Annotated in this window: 6 protein-coding genes; all 6 read right to left on the reverse strand. The window is 63.9% G+C overall.

All coding sequences use genetic code 11. The features are described from left to right. Window positions 1-138 precede the first annotated feature (138 nt). Window positions 139-834: a YjjG family noncanonical pyrimidine nucleotidase gene (locus Q0Y09_RS08650; protein WP_297720470.1), complete on the reverse strand. Its 696-nt coding sequence runs from the start codon at window positions 832-834 to the stop codon at window positions 139-141. Next, window positions 831-1,298: a threonine/serine exporter family protein gene (locus tag Q0Y09_RS08655; protein WP_297720473.1), complete on the reverse strand. Its 468-nt coding sequence runs from the start codon at window positions 1,296-1,298 to the stop codon at window positions 831-833. Before Q0Y09_RS08655 ends, Q0Y09_RS08650 begins: the two co-directional genes overlap by 4 nt. Next, the gene (locus Q0Y09_RS08660; RefSeq protein ID WP_297720476.1) at window positions 1,298-2,068 is read right to left on the reverse strand and encodes a threonine/serine exporter family protein; all 771 of its coding nucleotides are present in this window, start codon (window positions 2,066-2,068) and stop codon (window positions 1,298-1,300) included. Before Q0Y09_RS08660 ends, Q0Y09_RS08655 begins: the two co-directional genes overlap by 1 nt. A gap of 56 nt (window positions 2,069-2,124) precedes the next feature. Next, window positions 2,125-2,490: a DUF3783 domain-containing protein gene (locus tag Q0Y09_RS08665; protein ID WP_297720478.1), complete on the reverse strand. Its 366-nt coding sequence runs from the start codon at window positions 2,488-2,490 to the stop codon at window positions 2,125-2,127. Window positions 2,491-2,975: 485 nt separating this feature from the next. Beyond that, window positions 2,976-3,416 (reverse strand): Fe-S cluster assembly scaffold protein NifU, encoded by a 441-nt coding sequence (gene nifU, locus Q0Y09_RS08670; RefSeq protein ID WP_297720481.1) that lies wholly within the window; start codon window positions 3,414-3,416, stop codon window positions 2,976-2,978. Window positions 3,417-3,431: 15 nt separating this feature from the next. Beyond that, the gene (locus Q0Y09_RS08675; protein ID WP_297720484.1) at window positions 3,432-4,625 is read right to left on the reverse strand and encodes a cysteine desulfurase family protein; all 1,194 of its coding nucleotides are present in this window, start codon (window positions 4,623-4,625) and stop codon (window positions 3,432-3,434) included. Window positions 4,626-5,649: the final 1,024 nt, after the last annotated feature.

Raw genomic sequence — 5,649 nt, forward strand, 5'->3', positions numbered from 1 at the left:
CCCAGGGACACCGCGCCGATGAGGACCCCGCAGGCCAGCAGGGCGCTCAGGAGCAGCCGGCGGCGGTGGCCGATCTCCCGCTCCCGCTGGCCGGCGCCGGGTCCCCCCGCAGTCTGATTCATACCAAGGATCTCCTCTCTATCTGTTGCAGATGATGCGCCCGATCTCCCCCAGGGAGCGGGCGGTGTAGGTGGGGGTGAGGTCGGGCGGGGCGCTCCCGCCGCCGGGGGCAAACCAGATGACGTCCAGACCGGCGTCCAGGCCCCCCCTCACGTCGGAGCCCAGGCCGTCCCCCACCATGACGTAGCGCCCCAGATCCTCCGCCCCCAGGGCGGAGAGGGCGGCGCGGAAAAAGGCCGGCTCCGGCTTCCGCTTCCCCATCTCCCCTGAGATGAAGAGCCGTTCCAGAAAGGGGGAGAGCGGCGAGGCCGCCAGACGGGACCGCTGGACCCGGGCCACCCCGTTGGTGGCCAGCGCCAGACGGCAGCCCGCTCCATGCAGGGTGCGGCAGAGCTCCTCCGCCCCGGGGAGGAGCACGGCGCAGGCCCCCAGATGGTCCAGATACCGGCGGTTCACCTCTGCCGGGTCGTCCGTCCGGCCCAGGCGCTCCCCCAGGCGGCGGAACCGCTCCACGGTGAGGAAGTCCTCCTCCACCTCGCCCCGGTCAAAGGCCGTCCAGAGGGCGCGGTTGATCTCCAGATAGGCCCCCCGGCTCTCCCCGTTCCAGGGCCAGCCGAACTCCCGCAGAACGGCCTCCAGGGAGGTCTCCTCCGCGGCGTTGAAGTCAAAAAGCGTGTTGTCCGCGTCCAGCAGGACGATGTCGTAGCGTCTCATGGCTCGTCTCCCTGTTTTGTCTGTTTTCTGCGCTGGAGCATGCGCTGGAGCCGCACCAGAGAGAAGACCACCAGCACCCCCACCGCCAGGGACCCGGCGATACTCAGGGTGTGGAGTCCGGTGGTCAGGAAGTCCTGGGTGTCCCCCCGGAGGGCGGCCTCCATCATGTTGTAGATGCCGGCCCCGGGCACCAGAGGAATGAAGGCGATGAGGAGATAGCCCGTGGCGGGGCACTTGCGCACCCGGGCCATGACCTCGGCATAGGCGGAGAGAAAGACCGCCGCCCAGAAGTACTGGAGCACGTCGTTCCCCCCCATCACAGGTCCGGCGAGGAGGTAGACCAGCCAGGCCAGCGCGCCCCCCAGGGAGCAGAACACCGCCCCGGGGCCGCTGATGCGGAAGAGGACACAAAAGCCCAGACAGGCCAGGAAGGCGTAGAGGCAGGGCAGAAGCAGCTCCATCATCACAGCACCCCCCACATCGTGTTCACCAGGCTCAGGGCCACACCGGTGCCCAGGGCGATGCCCGCCCCGGTGAGGAGGGCTTCCGCCAGCTTCACCAGGCCGGACATCATATCCCCCGCCATGATGTCCCGCATGAAGTTGGTGATGACCAGCCCCGGAGCCTGGGCCATGATGGCGCCGGTGATGATGAGGTCCATGTGCTCCCCGACCCCCAGGTCGGTGAGACCGGCGGCCAGCAGGCCGCAGCAAAAACCGCCCACCATGGCCTTGAAGAAGAGGTTGCTGCCCAGCCGGGTGAGGAAGGGGAGCACCAGCCCCACCGCCAGGCCGCACACGCCGCCGCAGAAGGCGTCCCGGGCGGTGCCGCCGAAGAAGAGGCAGAAGGTGGAGGTGAGGAGCACATAGGCCGCCAGCTCCACCGCCACCGGGGTGTGGGAGGGCCGCTCCACCGTCTCGGCCAGCACCTCCGCCGCCCGGTCCAGGTCGGGGGTCTCGGCGCACAGCCGCCGGCACAGGGCGTTCAGGTCCTCCATCCGGCTGATGTCGGTCCCGTGGCTGGGCACCCGGCGCACCCGGGTGATGGGCTTCTGGCCCGGCGCCGTCAGGCTGACGATGACGCAGTTGGGAATGGCAAAGACCTCCCCGGTCTCCACCCCGTAGGCGGTGAGCAGGTACTGCACCGACTCCTCCACTCGGTAGATCTCCGCCCCGCTGAGCAGCAGGTGGTAGCCCAGATCGCTGCTCAGGGTCAGCAGTTTGTCGTAGTCCAAGTTCGCGGCTCCTCCCCGCTCCATAGAGTCAGACGGTCCGGAGGACCAAAAAGTTTTCAGCGCCCGCCCATGGCCCGGTGCTCCGCCGAGAGCTCCCTGGCCAGCCGGGCAAAGGGCCAGCCGGCGTTGGTGCCGGTGAGGACCGCCTTCAGCGAGGCGGGGGCGCCGGCGGCCTTCAGGGCCTCCAGCACCTGGTCCAGGGTCTCCCGGTCCACCTCGCAGAAGACCAGCACCCGGTCCTCCGGCGGCCTCTCCCCCTCGGTCCGTGCAGGGAAGCCCTGGTAGCCCGCCAGATGCCCCACCGTCTGGCCCACCTGGTCCCGGGCCACCGGGCGCACCGTCAGGCCGTGCTGGCCGCACACCCCGGCAATAACGCCGGGCCCCATCATCACAAGGGGCTCATAATAGAGAACACAGGCCATGACAAGCCCTCCTTTTTTCCAGCCGTCCGCACCTTGGACGGGGATGGATACCTTGATGTCGTATCTTTTAGTATAGCAGATACCGCCCCGCCTTGTCATCCCTGTTTTGCCCCTTTTTACGCAAAAACCACGGGTCCGTCCCCTAAAAAGGGGACGGACCCGTGCAGCTCGTCAGGAAATGCCTATGGGTCATGGGATGTGCATATGCCTCGCAGAGTTCCGTCGTCCGCAGACGACGGAATCAAATGAAGTCCGTTTTTTCCGGCGACATGTGCGTCGGAAAAAACTCTGCTCAGGCCGCAAACGTGCGAGTCGGGGCCCAAACAAGCCCAACAAAGTGGGCTTGTTTGGGGGAGGAGGGGCAAGGAAGTGGAGTGATGCCTGGCCGTCAGGCCGGGATGAGCGGTGCGGACTTTGCCCCGACGAAGTGCGCTGCAGCGGCCTGCATCCCTTCGAAAAAATGCTTGCATTTTTGAGAGTTGGACTCAGTGGCCGTGGCAGCAGCCGTGGTCGCAGCTGTCGCAGGCGGGGAAAATGCTCCTGTCGTAGTCCACGCCCTGCCGCTCGTAGTAGTCCTGTACGGCCTTCTTGATCGCCTCCTCGGCCAGCACGGAGCAGTGGAGCTTGTGGGCGGGGAGCCCGTCCAGGGCCTGGGCCACCGCCTGATTGGTGAGGGAGAGGGCCTCGCTGAGGGGCTTGCCCTTAATCATCTCGGTTGCCATGGAGCTGGAGGCGATGGCCGAGCCGCAGCCGAAGGTCTCAAATTTCACGTCCTCGATCACATCGTCCCGGATCTTGAGATAGATCTTCATGATGTCGCCGCACTTGGCGTTACCCACCTCGCCCACGCCGTCGGCGTCCTCCAGGACGCCCACGTTCCGGGGATTGCGGAAGTGATCCATGACGGTCTCGCTATAAAGTGCCATATCTTTACACCTCACTCATTGAATGACAAAATTCTGTTTTCCGCTCTGGAGGTCCCGCCACACCGGGGAGATGCTCCGGAGGTAGGCCACCACCTCGGTGACCGAACGGATGATGTGCTCCACCTCTTCCTCCGTATTCTCGTGGGAGAGGGTGAGCCGCAGGGAGCCGTGGGCGATCTCGTGGGGCCGTCCCAGGGCCAGCAGCACATGACTGGGGTCCAGGGAGCCGGAGGTGCAGGCCGAGCCGGAGGACGCCTCCACCCCCTTGTCGTCCAGCAGCAGGAGGAGGGATTCTCCCTCGATGCCCTCAAAGCAGAAGCTCACGTTGCCGGGCAGGCGCTGGACGGGGTGGCCGTTGAGCAGGCTGTGGGGGATCTGCCCCAGGCCCTCCATGAGCCTGTCCCGCAGGGCGGTCACCTGCGCCCGCCGCGCCTCCATCCCGGCCAGGGCCTCCTCAAAGGCCGCCGCCATCCCTACGATGGCGGGCAGGTTCTCGGTTCCCGGACGCCGGCCCCGCTCCTGGGCCCCGCCGTAAAAGAGATTTTGCAGGGGGATGCCCTTCCGGGCATAGAGGACCCCCGCCCCCTTGGGGCCGTGGAACTTGTGGGCGGAGAGGGAGAGCAGATCGATGTGTTCCTTCACCACGTCGATGGGCAGGTGTCCCGCCGCCTGGACGGCGTCGGTATGGAAGAGGATCCCCTTCTCCCGGCAGAGGGCGCCGATCTCGGCAATGGGCTCCACGGTGCCCACCTCATTGTTGGCATACATCACCGTCACCAGGCAGGTGTCGGGGCGGATGGCCGCCGCCACCTCCTCCGCCGTGATGAGGCCGTCCCCGTGGACGTCCAGCAAAGTGATGGCAAAGCCCTCCTTCTCCAGGGCCTCCAGGGTGTGGAGGACGGCGTGGTGCTCAAAGGCGGTGGAGACGATGTGCTTCTTCCCCTTCCTGGCCCCCAGCCAGGCGGCGGAGCGGATGGCCTGGGTGTCGGCCTCGCTGCCGCCGGAGGTGAAGGTGATCTCCCGGGGCTCGCAGCCCAGGCCCCTGGCCATGACGGCCCGGGCCTCTTCCAGGGCCTCTCTGGCCGCCTGTCCGGCGCTGTGCAGGCTGGAGGGGTTGCCGTAAATGCCGTCCAGATAGGGCAGCATGGCCCGGATGGCCGCCTGGCTCATTTTGGTGGTGGCGGCGTTGTCGGCATAGATGTGACGCATGGTATTCGCTTCCTTTCCCCGCCCGGACGGGGCGGACAATGCAGAAGGGATCGCTCCCCTTTAATTCCTAGTATTTTTCTATGTATTATCCTAGCACTTATTTCCCGGTATGTCAATAGGGATTCAGGGATTTTATTCCGCCCACAGACAAAGCCCCCCGGCCCTTTGCCTGTGTCCGAGAAGGAAGCAGCGAGACAGGACAGGCAGACAGGCGAGTGGTGACAAGAGAACAGGGGACCGACTAAGAAGGTCGGCCCCCTGTCTTTTTATGCACTTCTCGCCCCTAGCTGCCGTGGCTATGCTTTTGCGGTGGTCTGTCCGGGTCCCTCGTCCTATGCCCCGCAGGGCATCAGAGTGACGCAATTCCCACGGGTAGGGGGTGACAGGTCAAAGCATGGCTGCGGCGGAACCTGCCAATATAATTTCTGCTGGGGCCGATAAGGAGAGATCTAACTGGACCAGCGGCTTGACAATGTCAATCCCGGTAAACAAATCTCCAATACTCATTTTTCGATATTCCCCCAAACTGTCCACAAAGTGTCGTAGTACTGTTGAAAACCTAAACGGCAATGCGCCCAACAACCGCGTGAGTGTAAAGCAATGTAATGCCTGCTACGCTCCTCCCAGAGATGTTCTAACAAAGAAATACAGAATTTAGTAACTTCCTCAGAACGCTCCTTGTACATAGCGCCAACACGACACAGCCTTAGGCCGAGGAGGAGCGTACCCACAGACTTGTGCCAGTATATAGGGAGGGTATCGTAATCCTCACAACTGTAGGCCAAGCACCATGTAACTAATGCAGCTACTCTGGTATCTTTTTCGAAAGTTGGTAGGCTATCTAGATAGTCGCCACACTCTTCACATAAAGACTCTAGCATTTTCACTACTTCCAACTCACAACCCTCCTCTGCTTTTATAGAAAGCCCTCCAAGCACGAGTTGTGAACTGCCCCAGATTGTGCGGACAGCACAAAAAAGAGCCCCTGGTAGGAATGAACTGCCCCAGATTATGCGGACAGCAC

It is taken from the genome of Intestinimonas sp., assembly GCF_026169115.1.
GTDB lineage: Bacteria > Bacillota > Clostridia > Oscillospirales > Oscillospiraceae > Intestinimonas.

Bases quoted from the DNA above. Each gene is read 5' to 3' on its own strand.
- Q0Y09_RS08675 (WP_297720484.1), bottom strand. From the start codon at position 4,625: ATGCGTCACATCTATGCCGACAACGCCGCCACCACCAAAATGAGCCAG.
- nifU (WP_297720481.1), bottom strand. From the start codon at position 3,416: ATGGCACTTTATAGCGAGACCGTCATGGATCACTTCCGCAATCCCCGG.
- Q0Y09_RS08665 (WP_297720478.1), bottom strand. From the start codon at position 2,490: ATGGCCTGTGTTCTCTATTATGAGCCCCTTGTGATGATGGGGCCCGGC.
- Q0Y09_RS08655 (WP_297720473.1), bottom strand. From the start codon at position 1,298: ATGATGGAGCTGCTTCTGCCCTGCCTCTACGCCTTCCTGGCCTGTCTG.
- Q0Y09_RS08650 (WP_297720470.1), bottom strand. From the start codon at position 834: ATGAGACGCTACGACATCGTCCTGCTGGACGCGGACAACACGCTTTTT.